The organism is Xanthobacter oligotrophicus, from assembly GCF_008364685.1.
Taxonomy (GTDB): Bacteria; Pseudomonadota; Alphaproteobacteria; order Rhizobiales; family Xanthobacteraceae; genus Xanthobacter; species Xanthobacter oligotrophicus.
Map to the genome: position 1 here is coordinate 1 of NZ_VTTL01000003.1, position 18,002 is coordinate 18,002.

General features: G+C 68.7%; 17 protein-coding genes. 7 read left to right on the forward strand and 10 right to left on the reverse strand.

Annotation, left to right across the window (positions count from 1 at the left end; translation table 11 throughout):
* Positions 1-343: 343 nt before the first annotated feature.
* Positions 344-1,363 (forward strand): TRAP transporter substrate-binding protein, encoded by a 1,020-nt coding sequence (locus FZ033_RS05050; protein ID WP_149575077.1) that lies wholly within the window; start codon positions 344-346, stop codon positions 1,361-1,363.
* A 33-nt stretch (positions 1,364-1,396) separates the two neighbouring features.
* On the opposite strand, the gene FZ033_RS05055 is transcribed toward FZ033_RS05050, so the two are convergent.
* The 8 genes from FZ033_RS05055 to FZ033_RS05090 all read right to left on the reverse strand — a co-directional run bounded on the left by FZ033_RS05055 (position 1,397) and on the right by FZ033_RS05090 (position 7,314).
* Positions 1,397-2,599 (reverse strand): MFS transporter, encoded by a 1,203-nt coding sequence (locus FZ033_RS05055; RefSeq protein ID WP_232847336.1) that lies wholly within the window; start codon positions 2,597-2,599, stop codon positions 1,397-1,399.
* Positions 2,596-3,318 (reverse strand): arsenical resistance protein ArsH, encoded by a 723-nt coding sequence (gene arsH, locus FZ033_RS05060; protein ID WP_149575078.1) that lies wholly within the window; start codon positions 3,316-3,318, stop codon positions 2,596-2,598. The genes FZ033_RS05055 and arsH overlap by 4 nt, the downstream gene beginning before the upstream one ends.
* 11 nt (positions 3,319-3,329) lie before the next feature.
* A complete protein-coding gene (gene arsB, locus FZ033_RS05065; RefSeq protein ID WP_149575079.1) occupies positions 3,330-4,385 on the reverse strand; it encodes an ACR3 family arsenite efflux transporter in 1,056 nt (351 codons plus the stop codon).
* A 23-nt stretch (positions 4,386-4,408) separates the two neighbouring features.
* The gene (gene arsC, locus FZ033_RS05070; RefSeq protein WP_149575080.1) at positions 4,409-4,834 is read right to left on the reverse strand and encodes an arsenate reductase (glutaredoxin); all 426 of its coding nucleotides are present in this window, start codon (positions 4,832-4,834) and stop codon (positions 4,409-4,411) included.
* 8 nt (positions 4,835-4,842) lie between these two features.
* On the reverse strand, positions 4,843-5,412 hold the full coding sequence (locus FZ033_RS05075; protein ID WP_149575081.1) for an arsenate reductase ArsC: 570 nt from the start codon (positions 5,410-5,412) through the stop codon (positions 4,843-4,845).
* Positions 5,405-5,764: an ArsR/SmtB family transcription factor gene (locus FZ033_RS05080; protein ID WP_149575082.1), complete on the reverse strand. Its 360-nt coding sequence runs from the start codon at positions 5,762-5,764 to the stop codon at positions 5,405-5,407. Before FZ033_RS05080 ends, FZ033_RS05075 begins: the two co-directional genes overlap by 8 nt.
* A gap of 171 nt (positions 5,765-5,935) precedes the next feature.
* Entirely contained in the window at positions 5,936-6,259 is a 324-nt protein-coding gene (locus tag FZ033_RS05085; protein WP_149575083.1) for a putative quinol monooxygenase, read from the reverse strand.
* 38 nt (positions 6,260-6,297) lie between these two features.
* A complete protein-coding gene (locus tag FZ033_RS05090; RefSeq protein ID WP_269149851.1) occupies positions 6,298-7,314 on the reverse strand; it encodes a GlxA family transcriptional regulator in 1,017 nt (338 codons plus the stop codon).
* 265 nt (positions 7,315-7,579) lie between these two features.
* Between FZ033_RS05090 and FZ033_RS05095 the strand changes: the two genes are divergently transcribed.
* The 6 genes from FZ033_RS05095 to FZ033_RS05120 all read left to right on the forward strand — a co-directional run bounded on the left by FZ033_RS05095 (position 7,580) and on the right by FZ033_RS05120 (position 16,011).
* Entirely contained in the window at positions 7,580-8,926 is a 1,347-nt protein-coding gene (locus FZ033_RS05095; protein ID WP_149575085.1) for an L-serine ammonia-lyase, read from the forward strand.
* Positions 8,927-9,155: 229 nt separating this feature from the next.
* Entirely contained in the window at positions 9,156-10,430 is a 1,275-nt protein-coding gene (gene glyA / locus FZ033_RS05100) for a serine hydroxymethyltransferase (RefSeq protein WP_149575086.1), read from the forward strand.
* 395 nt (positions 10,431-10,825) lie between these two features.
* Positions 10,826-12,079 carry a sarcosine oxidase subunit beta family protein gene (locus FZ033_RS05105; RefSeq protein WP_149575087.1) on the forward strand — a complete coding sequence of 418 codons (1,254 nt, stop codon included), beginning with the start codon at positions 10,826-10,828 and terminating at the stop codon, positions 12,077-12,079.
* A gap of 96 nt (positions 12,080-12,175) precedes the next feature.
* Positions 12,176-12,469, forward strand: coding sequence for a sarcosine oxidase subunit delta (locus tag FZ033_RS05110; protein WP_149575088.1), 294 nt, complete (start codon positions 12,176-12,178; stop codon positions 12,467-12,469).
* Between the two features lies 1 nt (position 12,470).
* Positions 12,471-15,479 carry a sarcosine oxidase subunit alpha family protein gene (locus tag FZ033_RS05115; RefSeq protein ID WP_149575089.1) on the forward strand — a complete coding sequence of 1,003 codons (3,009 nt, stop codon included), beginning with the start codon at positions 12,471-12,473 and terminating at the stop codon, positions 15,477-15,479.
* The gene (locus FZ033_RS05120) at positions 15,472-16,011 is read left to right on the forward strand and encodes a sarcosine oxidase subunit gamma (RefSeq protein WP_149575090.1); all 540 of its coding nucleotides are present in this window, start codon (positions 15,472-15,474) and stop codon (positions 16,009-16,011) included. The genes FZ033_RS05115 and FZ033_RS05120 overlap by 8 nt, the downstream gene beginning before the upstream one ends.
* Positions 16,012-16,326: 315 nt before the next feature.
* Here FZ033_RS05120 and FZ033_RS05125 read toward each other — a convergent pair whose 3' ends face one another.
* Complete coding sequence (locus FZ033_RS05125; RefSeq protein WP_149575091.1) at positions 16,327-17,121, reverse strand: ABC transporter permease; 795 nt, start codon at positions 17,119-17,121, stop codon at positions 16,327-16,329.
* The gene (locus FZ033_RS05130) at positions 17,121-17,990 is read right to left on the reverse strand and encodes an ABC transporter permease (RefSeq protein ID WP_188079316.1); all 870 of its coding nucleotides are present in this window, start codon (positions 17,988-17,990) and stop codon (positions 17,121-17,123) included. Before FZ033_RS05130 ends, FZ033_RS05125 begins: the two co-directional genes overlap by 1 nt.
* Positions 17,991-18,002 lie beyond the last annotated feature (12 nt).

Sequence of the window (18,002 nt, forward strand, 5' to 3'; positions counted from 1 at the left end):
CTTTTGCGGGCCCTTTTTCTATTCGGCGGCGCGGCCCGACCCCACCGCACGCCGGGAGCGGTGGCGGGCCTGCCCCCCCCCCCCCCCATCTTATCCCAACGGCCCGTGAGCTTCGCCCACGGGCCGTTGGCCAAGCCCGCGCGGCGCTTGGGCGAACCCACCTTGAGCGAACCCACTTGGCATCGGTCAAGGACCGAGGCCGACGGTATGAGGATTTCGGCCGCGCCAACGGCCGGGATCCTCTTGTTCAAAGGAGAAGAACATCCCGGGTAGATCGCGATGCGGTCTGCCAACGCCCCGTCATGTCTGAACAACCAAAACAAAAGACATCCAAGGAGGAAGCATGTCCCACCTTACTCGTCGTACGATCCTGAAAGGCGCGGCGGCTGGACTTGCCGCCGCAGGCGCCTTCAGCCTCGCCACCCCGTCCCGCGCCGCCGAATTCAGCTTCAAGCTGGGTGCGGACTGGCCCTCGGACCATCCCTCCTCGGTGCAGGCGCGCATCGCCTGCGATCGCGTGCGCACCGAATCCGGCGGGCGGCTCGACATCCAGTTCTTCCCCAACAACCAGCTGGGCGGCGACACCGACATGCTCTCCCAGGTGCGCCAGGGCGCGCTGGAGATGATGCTCATTCCCACCGGCGTGCTCTCCACCCTCTCGCCGGTGGCCGCCATCAACAATGTGGGCATGGCCTTCGACAATTATGATCAGGTCTGGAACGCCATGGACGGCGCGCTCGGCGCCATGGTGCGCAACGAGCTGACCAAGTTCGGCCTCGTCACCATGGACCGGATCTGGGACAACGGCTTCCGCCAGCTCACCACCGGCAGCAAGCAGGTCAACGATTTCAAGGATGTGCAGGGGCTGAAGATCCGGGTGCCGGTCTCCCCCATCTTCATCTCCCTGTGGAAGGCGTTCGGGGCCTCGCCCGCCAGCGCCAACATCAACGAGCTGTATACGGCGCTGCAGACCAAGGTGTTCGACGGCCAGGAGAATGCCATCCCCCACCTGCAATTCTACCGCTTCTACGAGGTCCAGAAATATTGCGCCCTCACCTCGCACATGTGGGAAGGCTTCTGGATGATCTCCGGCCGCAAAGTGTGGGGGCGGCTTCCCGCCGACCTGCAGGACATGGTCCAGCACATCTTCAATGAGGAGGCCATCACCCAGCGCCGGCTGCTGGCGCAGTTCTCCTCCGGCATCAAGGAGAAGCTCATCTCCGAGGGCATGATCTTCAGCTCGCCCGACCGGGCGCCATTCCAGGAAGCCCTGACCCGGGGCGGGTTCTACGCGGAATGGCGCAAGACCTTCGGCGACGAGGCCTGGAGCCTTTTGGAATCCTCCACCCGCAAGCTGGTGTAACCTCAGGCGACCCCGGCGCCCGGGCGGGCCTGTTCAGCGCGACAGCCAGAGCAGGCCCAGCAGCACGCCGGCGCCGAGAGCCAGCATCACCAGCAGGCCGAGCACGGCTCCCGCCCCGGCGAAGGTGAGCACATAGGCCGCCCCGAGCGGCGCCAAAGCCTGGGCCAGCAGCGCCGGCCGCGCTAGCCGTCCCGCCAGCACCGGATAGCGCTCCGCCCCCAAAAGCGCGAGGGGAACCGCCCCCTTGGCGATGGAGAACAGGCCGTTGCCGGCGCCATAGGCGACCAGCGCCGCCGCGATGAGGGGGAAGCCGGCGGCGAGAAGCGCCAGCCCCACCGCCATCAGCCCCACCGCCCACGTCATGGTCCACAGCGGATGGTGGCGGCCGCCGCTCGCCTGTTCGATGGCGCGGGCGGCGACCTGGGATGGCCCAAGTACCGCGCCCGCCGCCACCGCCTCGGCCAGGCTGAAGCCCTTGGCATTCAGCAGGGCCAGAACCTGCACCGACATGGTGGAGGCGATGATGCCCGCGAGGGTGACGATGCCGCCCAGCAGCAGGAAGGTGGTCAGCTCCGCACCGCGCAGGATGACGGGCGGCCGTCCCGCGCCGGCGCCGCGCGGGCCACTGGTGCGGCCTTGGGTCGGGAGCGCGACGGCCAGCAGGGGAACGCACACCGCCGCCTGCACCGCCGCATAGGTGAGGCAGGCGCCGCGCCAGCCGAGATGGGCGGCGAGGAAAGCGGAGATCGGCCAGCACACGGTGCTGGCGAAGCCGCCCCACAGGGTGAGCGAGGTGATCGGGCGACGGGCCGATGCGCCGTAGAGATGGCCCAGCGTGGCGAAGGCCGCGTCATAGAGGCTTGCCGCCATGCCGGCGCCGATGATGCACCAGCCGAGGGCGAACAGCGTGAGGCTCGGCGCCAGCGCGATGACGAGCAGCCCAAGGGACAGCAGGCCGCAGCCGGCCATCAGCACCGGCCGCCCGCCATGGGCCCCGATCAGCGCGCCGACCCGAGGCGATGCGAACCCCGCCACCAACAGCCCGAGGGAGAGGCTGCCCACCACCCATTGCAGCGGCCAGCCGGTGTCCCCGGCGATGGGAGCGGCGAGCACCGCCAGCAGGTAATAGGACGAGCCCCAGGTGAGGATCTGCACCACGCCCAGCGCAACGATGATGCCCCGCGCCGCCCCCGGCGCGGCGGCGACAGATGCCGTGCCGCCGCCCGGCGCCGTCACCGCACGGCCGCGTCGAGGGCGAGGCGGGCGTCCAGCGCCGCGGCGGCTTCCCTGCGCTCGCTGTAGCGGTCGGTGAGATAAGGCGCCACGTCCCGGGTCAGCAGCGTGAACTTCACCAGTTCCTCCATCACGTCCACCACGCGGTCGTAATAGGGGGAGGGGTTCATGCGGCCGGCGGCGTCGAACTCCGCATAGGCTTTCGCCACCGAGGACTGGTTGGGGATGGTCAGCATGCGCATCCAGCGCCCCAGAATGCGCATCTGGTTGACGGCATTGAAGGACTGGGAGCCGCCGCACACCTGCATCAGCGCCAGGGTGCGGCCCTGGGTGGGGCGGATGGCACCGATGGCGAGCGGGATCCAGTCGATCTGCGCCTTCATCACCGCGCTCATGGCGCCGTGCCGCTCCGGGCTGCACCACACCTGCCCCTCGGACCACAGGGCCAGCTCGCGCAATTCCTGCACCTTGGGATGATCCACCGGCGCCCCGTCCGGCAGCGGCAGATCGTGGGGATCGAAGATGCGGGTTTCGGCGCCGAAATGCTGCAGCAGCCGCTCGGCCTCCCGCGTCAGCAGGCGGCTGTAGGAGCGCTCCCGCAGCGAGCCGTAGAGCAGCAGGATGCGCGGCGGATGCCGGGAGGGGGCGGCCGGCAGCAGGGCATCCATAGTCGGGAGGGGGAGGACGCGGGCGTCCAGGTTGGGCAGGGTGTTGTCGCTCATGGTGTCCTGCGTCATGGCGTCTGGCGTGCCGGCTTTGCGGCCTGCCCCCCGCGCTCGTACCAGCCCTTGGAGCGGTTCACGATCCACACCACGGAGAGCATCACCGGCACCTCGATGAGCACGCCCACCACGGTGGCCAGCGCCGCCCCGGACTGGAAGCCGAACAGGGAGATGGCCGCCGCCACCGCCAGCTCGAAGAAGTTGGATGCGCCGATGAGGGCGGACGGCCCCGCCACGCAATGCTCCTCCCCGGCAATGCGGTTGAGGATGTAGGCGAGGCCCGAGTTGAAATAGACCTGGATCAGGATCGGCACCGCCAGCAGTGCGATCACCAGCGGCTGGGCGATGATCTGTTCGCCCTGGAAGCCGAACAGCAGCACCAGCGTGGCGAGCAGCGCCACCAGCGAGACCGGACCGAGCCGCGCGAGCACACTATCGAGGGCTTGCGCCCCGCCCTGCGCCAGCAGCCGCCGGCGCACCAGTTGCGACACGATCACCGGAACCACGATGTAGAGCACCACCGACAGCACCAGCGTGCCCCACGGCACGGTGATGGCCGAGAGCCCCAGCAGCAGCGCCACGATGGGGGCGAAGGCCACCACCATGATGGCATCGTTGAGCGCCACCTGGGACAGGGTGAAATGGGGCTCGCCACGGGTCAGGTTCGACCACACGAACACCATGGCGGTGCAGGGCGCGGCGGCGAGGATGATGAGGCCGGCGATATAGCTGTCGATCTGGTCCGCCGGCAGCAGCGGGCGGAACAGCCAGCCGATGAACAGCCAGCCCAAAAGCGCCATGGAGAACGGCTTCACCGCCCAGTTCACCAGCAGCGTCACGCCGATGCCGCGCCAGTGGCGCCCGACCTCGCCCAGAGCGGCGAAGTCGATCTTCAGCAGCATGGGCACGATCATCAGCCAGATGAGCACCGCCACCGGAATATTGACCTTCGCCACCTCAACGACGGCAATGGCCTGGAACGCGGCCGGCGCCAGATGGCCGAGCGCGATGCCGACGATGATGCACAGGCCGACCCAGACGGTGAGGAACCGTTCAAAAATGGACATGATGGAAATCTCTCTGCCGTGCTTCAGCCGGCGGCGACGGGCTGGCCGGCGGCATCCACCACACGCTCGCCGTCTTCCTTGGCGAAGGCGCCCTGCTGGGGCGGCAGCAGGTCCAGCACCAGCTCGGACGGGCGGCACAGGCGCACGCCCTTGGGCGACACCACCAGCGGCCGGTTGATGAGGATGGGATGGGCCATCATGGCGTCGAGCAGGGCGTCGTCGGTGAGCGCCGGATCGGCAAGGCCAAGCTCGCCATAGGGCGTGCCCTTCTCCCGCAGCGCGCCGCGCACCGTGAGGCCGGCGCGGGCGATAAGCTCAGCCAGCAGCGGGCGCGACGGCGGGGTTTTCAGATATTCGATCACATGCGGCTCGATGCCCGCATTGCGGATCATGGCCAGGGTGTTGCGCGAGGTGCCGCAGGCGGGGTTGTGGTAGATGATCACGTCCATGGCGGGCCTCACGCAACGTTCGGGCGGGGGTGGGTGGTGCCGTCGAGCCGGCCGATCTCCCGCAGTTGCGCGCCCAGCGCGAGCCGGTCGAGCCTGGCGATGGGCAGGGCGGTGAACACCGAGATGCGATTGCGCAGATAACGGAAGGCGGCGACGAAGGCGGCCTCCTTCTGGATGTCGGTGCCCTCCACCGCCGCGGGGTCCTCGATGCCCCAATGGGCGGTCATGGGCTGGCCCGGCCAGAGCGGACAGATTTCGCCGGCGGCGTTGTCGCAGACGGTGAAGACGAAATCCATCACCGGCGCGTCGGGGGCCGCGAACTCCGCCCAATTCTTGGAGCGGAAGCCTTCGGCGGGATAGTCGAGGGCGGCCAGCACCTTGAGAGCATAGGGGTTCACCTCGCCCTTCGGCTGGCTGCCGGCCGAAAAGGCCCTGAAGCGGCCGGCGCCGTCCTTGTTCAGGATGCTCTCGGCGAGGATCGAGCGCGCGGAATTGCCGGTGCACAGGAACAGCACGTTGAAGACGTGCCCCGTGGTGGCGTCGGGCAGACTTGAATCAGGCGTCGTTGCGTCAGACATGGGTGGCCTCGGTCGGTTCGCAGGCGCAGGACAAAGCGGCGACGGCGGGGGCGCACACCTCGGGGTGGCCCTGGCAGCAGTCGCGCATGAGGAAGGCGATCAGGCCCGACAGGGTCGGATAGACCGCGCTGTAGAGGATGGAGCGCCCCTCGCGTCGCGACGCCACCAGCCCCGCCTGCTCCAGGTGGCTCAGGTGAAACGACATGCGCGAGGACGAGGCCCCATCCATGGCCGCGCCGATGGCGCCGGCGGCGAGGCCTTCCGGGCCGGCCTCCACCAGCAACCGCAAGATGCGCAGCCGCGTCTCCTGCGAGAGCGCAGCGAAGGCGGCAAGGGCGTGGGCTTCATCCATTTCAATACCTCAATATATATTGAGATATTGATCAAAGCGGATGGCGTTGGCAAGCGATTTGGTGGGGGAGGTCGTGCCTCAAATTGAAAGGGAGCACCGCTGCCGCTCCCTCTCCCGCACCGAAGCCGGATGTTTCCGGCCTCGGACGGGAATGGACAACGGCGACGCGCCCTATGCGCTGCGCAGGGCGCCGAAGCGCACCGTCGGTTCGGCACGGATCAGGGCCGGGAAGGTGGCGCGGAAGCGGGCGAGGTGGGGCGTCTCCAGATGGGCGTCGAATGCGGCGCGGTCGTCATAGATCTCAAAGAATACCACGGTGGACGACCCCTCCAGCACGGTCACCTCGAACTGCTGGCAACCCGGCTCGTCGACCACCGAATGGGCGGCGTCATCGCGCGCGACGGCGAGGAAATCGGCGAGGCGGGCGGGCTCCACATCGAACTCCGCGATCACCACGAAAGGCGCCGGGGTGGCGTTCAACTCGGTCGTGCTCATGGGGTCTCCTCGTGTTGCACCCGGTGTGGCCGGGGTCTCTAATCGAACACCCGCGTCTCCTCCGCCGGGGCGGAGCGGCGGGCGGGACGGACGGTGGCGCGGCGGAAGGCGGCGGGCGTCTCGCCGAAGCGGGCCTTGAACGCCCGCCCGAAATGGGAGCCGTCGGCAAAGCCCAGATCGGCGGCGATACGGGCGGCGGAAAACGGGGTGTTGGCCAGCATCCAGCGGGCATGGCGCAGGCGCAGCGCCAGGTAGCTCTCCTGCGGGCTTTCCCCCAGGCGCTCGGCAAACAGCCGCTCCAGCTGGCGCGGGCTCACCGCCAGCGCATCGGCCAGCGCCGCGATGGGCAAAGGCTCGGCGAGGTTCTGCTCCATCAGCAGCAGCGCGCGGGAGACGCGTGCATCCTCGATGCCGCCGTCCCCCCGCCCTTCACCCGCACCGCCTTGCCCGCCCAGACTTGGTGCCGGCTGGGCGCTATCGGCCGTGCGCGGGCGGTCGATGAGCAGGATGTTGAGCGCCTTCTGCGCCACCGCCGATCCCAGATGCTGGGTGACCAGCTGCGCCGCAAGGTCCGCCACCCCGGCCCCGCCGGAGCAGGTGATGCGATCGCCATCCACCACGAACAGCTGGTCGGCCACCGGCACGAGGGTGGGGAATTCCTCCAGGAAATCGCGGTAGTGGTACCAGCTGACACAGCATTTGCGCTGCGCCATCAGCCCCAGCCGGCACAGCACGAACGAGCCGGTGCACACCCCCACCAGCGGCACATTCTCCCGCGCCGCGCGCTGGAGCCAGGTGGCCACCATGGGTGGCAGCGGCGGCATGCCGTGCAGCAGGCCGCCCACCACCACGATGTAGTCGAAATCGCCGGGATCGCCGAAATCGGCGGTGGGCTGGATGTCGATGCCGCAGGACGAACGCGCCGGGCGCCGGCCGGGGCTCATCACCTGCCACGAACAGCCGATGGGACGCGAGCGGTCGCCCTCGTCGGCGGCGAGGCGCAGCACGTCCACGAAGCTCGAAAACGCGGTGAGGGTGAAATTGTGCATGAGCACGAAGCCCACCCGCAGCTTAGCGCTCGGGTGCCGGGCACCCGGCGGCGTTCGGGAGGGCAGTGAATGTCGCATCTGTTCCAGACAAGGGTCGCACCACGCCGAGATCAATGCGCTTTCGGCAGGCAGTATCGCAGCATCGGCCCCGTCCGGGGGCAGGTCAAGACCGGGCGAAATCCTCTCCCCCAGGCGGGAAAGAGGAGCGGTCGGCGCGCGCCGAAACGGCGTTGCCCAACACAGCGGCACACCCCCAAGGCAGAGGCAACCGATGATCAGCGTGTTCGACCTCTTCAAGATCGGCATCGGCCCGTCCTCGTCGCACACGGTGGGGCCCATGGTGGCGGCGCGGCGGTTTCGCGATGGGCTGCCGCAGGACACGCGGCGCGTGACGGCGGAGCTGTTCGGCTCGCTGGCCTGGACCGGCAAGGGCCACGGCTCCGACACCGCCATCTGCGTCGGCCTCATGGGCGCCGCGCCCGACACGCTGGACCCGGACGAGGTGCCGGTGCTCACCGCGCGCCTCGCCATCCAGAAATTCATCGAGGTGGACGGCGCCCGCATCGCCTTCGATGCCGAGCGTGACCTGATCTTCGATTTCGCCACCCTGCTGCCGCTCCACTCCAACGGCATGCGCTTTCGTGCGTTTGGAGAGGACGGCGCGATCCTCGAAGAACGCGTGTTCTATTCCATCGGCGGCGGCTTCGTGGTGGAGGAGGGCGAGGCGCGCGAAGCGACGGCGCAGGACGTGCCCCACCCCTTCGCCACGGCGGCGGAGCTGCTCTCCGCCTGCGCCCGCGCGCAGCTCTCCATCGCCGATTTGCAACTGGCCAACGAGTGCGCCCTGCGCCCCTGCGAGGATGTGGAACGGGGCCTTGATGCCATCCTGGACGCCATGTTCGCCTCCATCGACCGGGGGCTCGCCCGCGAGGGCGCCCTGCCCGGCCGGCTCAGGGTGAAACGGCGGGCCAAGGCCATCCACGCCCAGCTTCAGGCCGATCGTCTCGCCAACCAGCGCCCGCCCCACGAGATCATGGACTGGGTCTCGGTGTTCGCCATGGCGGTGAACGAGGAGAATGCCGCCGGCGGGCGCATCGTCACCGCCCCCACCAACGGGGCGGCGGGCATCGTGCCGGCGGTGCTGCGCTATGTGCGCGACATCTGCCCCGATACCAGCCACGCCCAGCTGCGGGACTTCCTTCTGACGGCGGCGGCGGTGGGCGCGCTCATCAAGCGCAACGCCTCCATTTCCGGTGCCGAAGTGGGCTGCCAGGGCGAGGTGGGCTCGGCTGCCTCCATGGCGGCGGCGGGGCTCGCGGCGGTGCTGGGGGCAAGCCCGGCGCAGATCGAGAACGCCGCCGAGATCGCCATGGAACATCACCTCGGCATGACCTGCGACCCCATCGGCGGGCTGGTGCAGATCCCCTGCATCGAGCGCAACGCCTTCGGCGCCAACAAGGCCATCGCCGCCGCCTCGCTGGCGCTTCGGGGCGACGGCATCCACCACGTCTCCCTCGACCAGGTGATCGAGACCATGCGCCAGACCGGCGCCGACATGCAGTCCAAATACAAGGAAACCTCCCAGGGCGGCCTCGCGGTCAACGTGCCGGAATGCTGAGAGGTCACGTGCGAACTCCGGCTTCAAAACCGCCGTCATGGCCGGGCTTGTCCCGGCCATCCACGCCGAGCCGCTGGAGCATTGCTCGACAAGCCGTACCCGGCCGGACCGCGTGGATGCCCGGCACAAGGCCGGGCATGACGGCGGGGATAAGACGGGGCATCCCGACAAGCACCGCCCGCTTCGCCACCCCAAGAACACCCTATCCCTTCCAGAAGGACCAACGCCCATGACCCTTCACGTTCCCCCCAGCCACGCCGCCGACCCCGCCGTGTTCGACGCCATCCGCGCCGAGCTGAAGCGCCAGCAGGACCAGATCGAGCTGATCGCCTCGGAGAACATCGTGTCCGAGGCGGTGCTCGCCGCGCAGGGCTCGGTGCTCACCAACAAGTATGCCGAGGGCCTGCCGGGCAAGCGCTATTACGGCGGCTGCGAGCATGTGGACGTGGTGGAGGAGATCGCCATCGATCGTGCGAAGCAGCTGTTCGGCGCCGGCTTCGCCAATGTGCAGCCGCACTCGGGCGCGCAGGCCAATGCGGCAGTGCTGATGGCCCTGCTCCAGCCCGGCGATACCCTGCTCGGCATGTCGCTGGCGGCCGGCGGCCATCTCACCCATGGCGCGCCGCCGACCCTGTCGGGCAAGTGGTTCAAGGCCATCGGCTATGGCGTCACCCGCGACACCGCCCTCATCGACTATGACGAGGTGGAGCGCCTCGCTCATGAGCATAAGCCCAAGCTCATCATCGCCGGCGGCTCGTCCTATCCGCGCATCATCGATTTCGCCCGCTTCCGCGCCATCGCCGATGCGGTGGGCGCGCATCTCATGGTGGATGCGGCGCATTATGCCGGGCTCATCGTGGCGGGGGCCTATCCCTCCCCCTTCCCCCATGCCCATGTGGTGACCACCACCACCCACAAGACCCTGCGCGGCCCGCGCGGCGGGATGATCCTCACCAATGACGAGGCGCTGGCGAAGAAGCTGAATTCGGCTGTGTTCCCGGGCCTGCAGGGCGGCCCGCTGATGCATGTGATCGCCGCCAAGGCGGTGGCCTTCGGCGAGGCCCTCACCGACGATTTCCGCACCTATGCGCTCAAGGTGGTCTCCAACGCCCGCGCGCTCGCCGGCCGGCTTTCGGCGCGGGGCGCGGCCATCGTCTCGGGAGGCACCGACAGCCACATGGTGCTGGTGGACCTGCGGCCCTTCGGCGTCACCGGCAAGGCGGCCGAAGCGGCGCTGGAGCGGGCCGGCCTCACCTGCAACAAGAACGGCATCCCGTTCGACCCCGAGAAGCCGTTCGTGACCTCTGGCATTCGCCTCGGCACCCCGGCGGGCACCACGCGCGGCTTCGGCATCGCCGAGTTCGAAGAGGTGGGCGACCTGATCGCCGACGTGCTCACCGGCCTTGCCGCCAACGGCGCCGAGGCCAACGGCAAGGCCGAGGTGGCAACGCGCGCCAAGGTGGCCGAGCTGTGCGCCCACTTCCCGCTCTATGCGGGGGTGTGAGGGGATGTGAGGGACCTCGTGTCCCGGCCGACTGAAGCGTGAGCGGAAGGAGAGCCGGAGCACCCCCGCCCCATTGAACCGCCGTCATGCCCGGCCTTGTGCCGGGCATCCACGCGGCACGGCCGGGCGCTCAATGACGAACGGCGCGCAAACGGCTCGGCGTGGATGGCCGGACCCCGCATGTTTGCGGGTTCCGTTCGTAAAAGCGGAAGTCGGCAACAGCCGACTTCCGGGACGAGCCCGGCCATGACGGGTGGTTGAGGTGTTCGCCGTGAGCCTCGGCCCCAGCCGCCATCCTACCCCCCGTCGCATCCATTCCAGAATCCGGTCGCATTTCGACGAGAACGCCGCCCCGGCCAGGCGCATCCTGAATGCAGAACAAGGACGTGAGGCCCATGCGCCGCTTTTCCATTTCCTCGCTGCTTACCGAAGCCCTCAACGGCCACCAGGGCTGGGAGCGCCAGTGGCGCAACCCCACCCCCAAGGCCGCCTATGACGCCATCATCATCGGCGGCGGCGGCCATGGCCTGGGCGCCGCCTATTATCTCGCCAAGGAGCACGGCCTCACCAACATCGCGGTGCTGGAAAAGGGCTGGATCGGCGGCGGCAATGCCGGGCGCAACACCACCATCATCCGCTCCAATTATCTGTATGACGAAAGCGCCGCTTTGTTCGAGCACGCGGTGAAGCTGTGGGAAGGCCTGTCCCAGGAGCTGAACTACAACGTCATGTTCTCCCAGCGCGGCGTGCTGATGCTGGCGCACAATGTGCACGACGTGCAGAGCTTCAAGCGCCACGTCTATTCCAACCGCCTCAACGGCATCGACAACGAGTGGATGACGCCGGAACAGGCCAAGGAATTCTGCCCGCCGCTGAACATCTCGCCCGATATCCGCTATCCGGTGATGGGCGCGGCGCTGCAGCGGCGCGGCGGCACGGCGCGCCATGACGCGGTGGTGTGGGGCTATGCCCGCGGCGCCGATGCGCTGGGCGTGGACATCATCCAGAATTGCGAGGTCACCGCCATCACCCGCGGCCCGGATGGCGCGGTGACGGGCGTGGAAACCTCGCGCGGTACAATAAAGACCAAGAAGATCGGCGTCTCCGTGGCCGGCCACACCTCCATGGTGATGGGCATGGCCGGGGTGCGCATGCCGCTGGAGAGCTTCCCGCTGCAGGCGCTGGTGTCGGAGCCGGTGAAGCCGTGCTTTCCCTGCGTGCTCATGTCCAACGCCGTGCACGCCTACATCTCCCAGTCCGACAAGGGCGAACTGGTGATCGGCGCGGGCACGGACCAATATGTGTCCTACAGCCAGCAGGGCGGCCTGCACATCACCACCCACACGCTGGACGCCATCTGCGAGCTGTTCCCGCAGTTCACCCGCATGAAGATGCTGCGCTCCTGGGGCGGCATCGTGGACGTGACGCCGGACCGCTCGCCCATCGTCGGCAAGACGCCGGTGAAGGGGCTCTATGTGAACTGCGGCTGGGGCACCGGCGGCTTCAAGGCGACGCCGGGCTCGGCCCATGTGTTCGCCCACACCATCGCCCGCGACGAGCCCCACCCCATCAACGCCCCCTTCACCCTCGACCGCTTCCGCACCGGCCGCCTCATCGACGAGGCAGCGGCGGCGGCCGTTGCCCACTAGGGCGCTTGCTGCGCCCTAGTTGTTTGTCCTTGCCGCGTTTTCTTCACGCAAAACCGGTGCCCACTTTCGCTGAAAACGCTCCGGAGGATCTGCACCATGCTCCTCGTCCCCTGCCCCTATTGCGGACTGCGCCCCGAGGTGGAATTCCACTGCGGCGGCGAGGCCCATATCGCCCGCCCGGCCGACCCCAGCGCCCTCGATGACGCCCAGTGGGCCGAATATCTCTTCGTGCGCACCAGCAACAAGGGCGTGCACGCCGAGCGCTGGCTGCATTCCCACGGCTGCGGCCGCTGGTTCAACGCCTTGCGCAACACCGTGAGCGACAGCTTCCTCGCGAGCTACGAGATGGGCCAGCCGCGCCCTGCCCTTCCCGCCGAAGGAGGCAAGTGAGATGGCCCAATCCAATCGCCTCCCCACCGGCGGCCGCGTGGACCGCGCGAAGCCCCTCGCCTTCACCTTCAATGGCAAGACCGTGCAAGGCTTTGCCGGCGACACGGTGGCCTCGGCGCTGCTCGCCAACGGCATTCGGCTGGTGGGCCGCTCGTTCAAGTATCACCGCCCGCGCGGCATCCTCACCCACGGCTCCGACGAGCCCAATGCGCTGCTGAAGGTGGATCGCGGCCCCGGTCGCGCCGACCCCAACAACCGCGCCACGGTGATCGAGGCGGTGGGCGGCCTGAAGCTGTCCTCGCAGAACCACTGGCCCTCGCTGGAGCACGATATCGGCGCGGTGAACGACCGCCTGTCGCCTGTGCTGGTGGCGGGCTTCTACTACAAGACCTTCATGTGGCCGCGCTCGTTCTGGGACAAGCTCTACGAGCCAAAGATCCGCGCCGCCGCCGGCCTCGGCGTGGCCCCCGACGTGGCCGATGCCGACCGCTACGTGCACCGCAACGCCCATTGCGACGTGCTGGTGGTGGGCGCGGGACCGGCCGGTCTTGCCGCCGCTCTCGCCGCCTCCGAGGCGGGCAAGCGCGTGATCCTCGCCGACGAGCAGGCGGAGATGGGCGGCAGCCTTCTGGCGGAGCGCACCGCCACCATCGACGGCGTGTCCGCCGCGCAATGGGTGGCGCAGGCGCTGGCGACGCTGGCGGGCCGCGCCAACGTAACCCTGCTGCCGCGCACCACCGCCTTCGGCTACTACAACCACAACCATGTGGTGCTCACCGAGCGCGTCACCGACCATCTGGAAAAACCCGACCCCAAGCTGCCGCGCGAGCGGCTGTGGCAGGTGCGGCCGGCCGAGGTGGTGATCGCCACCGGCGCCCACGAACGCCCGCTCTCCTTCGCCGACAACGACCGCCCCGGCATCATGCTGGCGGAGAGCGTGCGCACCTACATCAACCGCTACGGCGTGGCGCCGGGCCGGCGCATCGTGTTCGCCACCAACGGCGCCTCGGCCTATGCCGCGGCGGCGGACGCCAAGGCCGCCGGCCTCGACGTGACCATCGTGGATACGCGGCCCCTGAGCGCCATCGGGCCGGAGAAGGCGCTGGCCGCGGGCATCGAGATCCTCGCCGGCCACACCGTGGTGGGCTCCACCGGCGGCAAGGGGCTCACCGGCCTCATCGTGGCGCCGGTGAACGCCGGCAAGGTCGGCGCCCGCCGCACCCTGCCGTGCGATTGCGCCGGCGTCTGCGGCGGCTGGACGCCGTCCGTGCATCTCTATTCCCAGTCGCGCGGCAAGCTGGTGTTCCGCGACGATATCGACGCCTTCGTGCCCGGCACATCGGTGCAGAAGGAGCGGTCCGCCGGCGCCTGCAAGGGCACCTACGACCTCGGCGCCATCCTCGCCGAAGGCTGGGCCGCCGGCAGCACCGCCGCAGGAGCGAGCGGCTCCCGCCTTTTCGCCGCCGCTCCCGCCACCCCCACGGGCTTTGCCCCGGCGCGGGTGCTGCCCACCGACGACGACCCGAAGAAGGTGCGCGCCTTCCTCGACTTCCAGAACGACGTGACGGCCAAGGACATCCGCCTTGCCGTGCGCGAGGGCTTCGAGAGCGTGGAGCATGTGAAGCGCTACACCACCAACGGCATGGCCAGCGACCAGGGCAAGACCTCCAACATGGCGGCGCTGGGCCTGCTGTCTGAGATCCTGGAAAAGCCCATTCCGCAGGTGGGCACCACCACCTTCCGCCCGCCTTACACGCCGGTGACCTTCGGCGCCATCATCGGCTCGGCGCGGGGGCAGTTGTTCGACCCCATCCGCACCGCCCCGCTGCATGAGTGGGCGGCCGAGCATGGCGCCAAGTTCGAGAACGTCTCGCTGTGGCGCCGCGCCTGGTATTTCCCCAAGGCGGGGGAGGACATGCACGCGGCGGTGGCGCGCGAATGCCGGGCAGTGCGCGAGGGCGTCGGCATCTTCGATGCCTCGACGCTCGGCAAGATCGAGGTGAAGGGGCCGGATGCGGCGGAATTCCTCAACCGCATCTATCCCAATGCCTGGCTGAAGCTGGAACCCGGCAAGTGCCGCTATGGGCTGATGCTGAAGGAAGACGGCTTCATCTTCGACGACGGCGTGGTCGCGCGCCTCGCCACCGACCTGTTCCATGTGACCACCACCACCGGCGGCGCGCCGCGCGTGCTTGCCCACATGGAGGATTATCTCCAGACCGAGTGGCCGGACCTCAACGTCTTTGCCACCTCCACCACCGAGGAGTGGGCGGTGATCGCCCTTCAGGGGCCCCGCGCCCGCGACGTGCTTCAGCCCTTCGTCACCGGCATCGACCTCGCTCCGGAGGCCTTCCCCCACATGGCGGTGCGTGTCGGCGAAATCTGCGGCGTGCCGACCCGGCTCATGCGCGTGTCCTTCACCGGCGAGATGGGCTTTGAGATCAACGTGCCGGCGGACAACGCCCGCGCGGTGTGGGAAGCGCTGTTCGATTACGGCCAGCGCTTCGGCATCACCCCCTACGGCACGGAGGCCATGCACGTGCTGCGCGCCGAGCGCGGCTTCATCATCGTCGGCCAGGAGACCGACGGCACGGTGACGCCGGACGACCTCGGCCTCGGCGGCATGGTCTCCAAGCTCAAGCGCGACTTCGTGGGCAAGCGCTCGCTGGCGCGCCCGGACATGGTCCTTGCCGACCGCAAGCAGCTGGTGGGCCTCGCCTCGCTCGACGGCCGCACGGTGCTGGACGAGGGGGCGCAGATCGTCGCAGATCCAGCCCAGGCGCTGCCCATGACCATGCTGGGGCACGTCACCTCGTCCTATCTCAGCCCCAGCCTTGGCCATCCCATCGCGCTGGCGCTGGTTGCCGGCGGCCGGGCGCGCATGGGAGAGACCCTGCACGTCACCACCCCCACCGGCTTCACCGCGGTGAAGGTGACCGCACCGGTGTTCGTCGATCCCGAAGGCAAAAGGGTGAACGGCGTCCAGACGGAAGGAGCGCTCCATGCTTGATACCCCGACCCCGGCCCGCCGCACCCCCGTCCTGCCCGCAGGCACCGGCGGCATCGTCTCCCCCCTGCCCCCAGCCGACCGCTTCGTGCTGCGGCTGAGGGGCTTTTCGGGCACCGCCGGCGGCTTCGACCTCTCCGGCACCCTCAACACCGCGCGCGGCACCCCCGAGCGCTTCGCCGCCCGGCTCGGCCCCGACGAATGGCTGCTGGTGATGCCCGAGGGCGAAGGCGCTGCCGCCCAGGCGGCGCTGGAGGCCGAGCTTGCCGGCCGCTTCTTCTCGCTGGTGGCTGTGGGGCATCGCAACGTGGGCATCGCCGTCACCGGCCCGAACGCGGCGGACGTGCTGAACGCCGGCATCGCGCTGGATCTGTCCGACGCCGCCTTCCCGCAAGGCTCCGCCACCCGCACGCTTCTCGGCAAGGCCGACGTGGTCGTGGTGCGGCTTGGGGATGGCTTCCGGGTGGAATGCTGGCGCTCGTTCGCGCCCTACGTGTTCGGCTTCCTCACCGAGGTGGCGCAGGAATTCGCCTGATCGCGGGGGTCGGGTGAAAGAAAAGCGCGGGACGGAGGCCATCCGTCCCGCGCTTTTTGTTTGGGCTTCACCGCCGTCATGCCTGGGCTCGTCCCGGAAGTCGGCTGTTGCCGACTTCAGCTTCTGAGAACGGAACCCGCAAACATGCGGGTTCCGGGCATCCACGCCGTGCCGCTGGCACTGGATTCCGAAAGGGGTTCCCGGCCGAACCGCGTGGATGCCCGGCACAAGGCCGGGCATGACGGTGATGGAGCGGCAACGGCGAGGGATCTGAGCGTGAAACGGCGGACGCGCAGCGCAGCAGTCTTGCCCCCCTCACGCCACCTGGGTTGTCCCCGCCATGCTCCCGCGCAGGATGAGCAGGCCGCACAGGGCTGCCGTCACCACCAGCGTCAGGCCTGACACCGCCGCGATGGAGGGTTCCAGCTGATACGACAGGCTGGAGAAGATCTGGATGGGCGCGGTGGTCTGCCGGCTCGCCAGGAAGTAGGTGACGATGAATTCGTCGAACGAGGTGATGAAGGCGAACACCGCCCCCGCGATCACCCCCGGCCGGACCAGCGGCAGCACCACCCGCCACAGGGCCACCGGAAGCGAGGCGCCAAGGCTCATGGCGGCCTGCTCCAGCGAGCGATCCATGGCCTGAAGGCTCGCGCCCACGGTGACGATCACATAGGGCACGCACAAGACCAGATGCGCCACCAGGAAGCCCGCGAGCGTATCGTCGAAGCGCAGGGGCAGGAACACCCGGTAGATGGCCATGCCCAGCACCACATGGGGCAGCACCATGGGCGACACCAGGGCGGTGCGCATGGCCTTGCGCAGGCGCATGGGGCCCCGATCGAGCCCGATGGCCGCCGCCGTGCCGAGGATGACCGCAAGCGGCGTCACCAGCACGGCGATGAGCATGCTGGTGGACAGCGCCCGCCGCCAGGTCTCGTCGCCGAAGATGAAGGCGTACCACCGAAGCCCGAAGTGCTTCGGCGGGAACGACAAATAGTCCTCCGCCGTGAACGACTGCACCAGCAGGATGAGCTGGGGCAGGATGAGGAACACCATCACCGTCACGGCAATGGTGCCCACGAGGAGGCCGATCCGGTTTTCGCTCATCACAGCTCCCCGCGCATGCGCTCGATGCGCCGCTCGGCGCGGCTGGATGCCACCATCACGATGGCGATGAAGGCGAGGAGCACGATGGCGAAGGCCGCCGCCCGGCTCCAGTCGAACTGGGTGCGCACCAAATCCGTCATCACCATGGGAAGCGTGGTGACGAAGCTGCCGCCCATGATCACCGGGGTCAGGTACACCCCCATGGTGAGCACGAACACGAGGGTGGATCCCGCAATCACCCCCGGCAGGGAGAGCGGCACCGTCACCTTGCGAAACACGGTGAAGCGCGAGGCGCCAAGGCTCGACGCCGCCTGTTCCACGCTGGGGTCGATGGCGAGCAGCGAGGAGAACACCGGCAGCACCAGGAAGGCGAGGTAGACATGGGTGACGCCCACCACCACGCCGAAGGTGTTGTAGAGCAGCGGCAGCGGCGCATCGATGAGGCCGGCCTGCCGCAGCAGCGTGTTCACCATGCCCTCGCGCCCCAGCACCAGGAGCCACGCCACGTTGCGCACGATGACCGAGGTGAGAAGCGGCGACACCACGATGGTGAGGGCCACCAGCCGCAGCACCGGCCCCGCCCGCCGCATGAACAATGCGAGCGGATAACCGAAGACGAGGCAGGTGAGCGTGACGAAGAACGCCAACCGCACCGTGCGCGCGAAGATGGAGAAGGTGACGCCATCATTGAAGAAGGCGGTATAATTGGCGAGCGACAGCTGCGGCGCGCCGGAGGGATGCACGCTCTCGCCCACCAGCACGCCGAGCGGCATGAAGAAGACGAGGGCGTAAAGTCCCATGGCGGGGGCCAGAAGCCCCCACCATCCGAGCCGGCCGAAACCCTGGCGACCGAGGTTTTTCAATGACATCCGCTTGCCCCG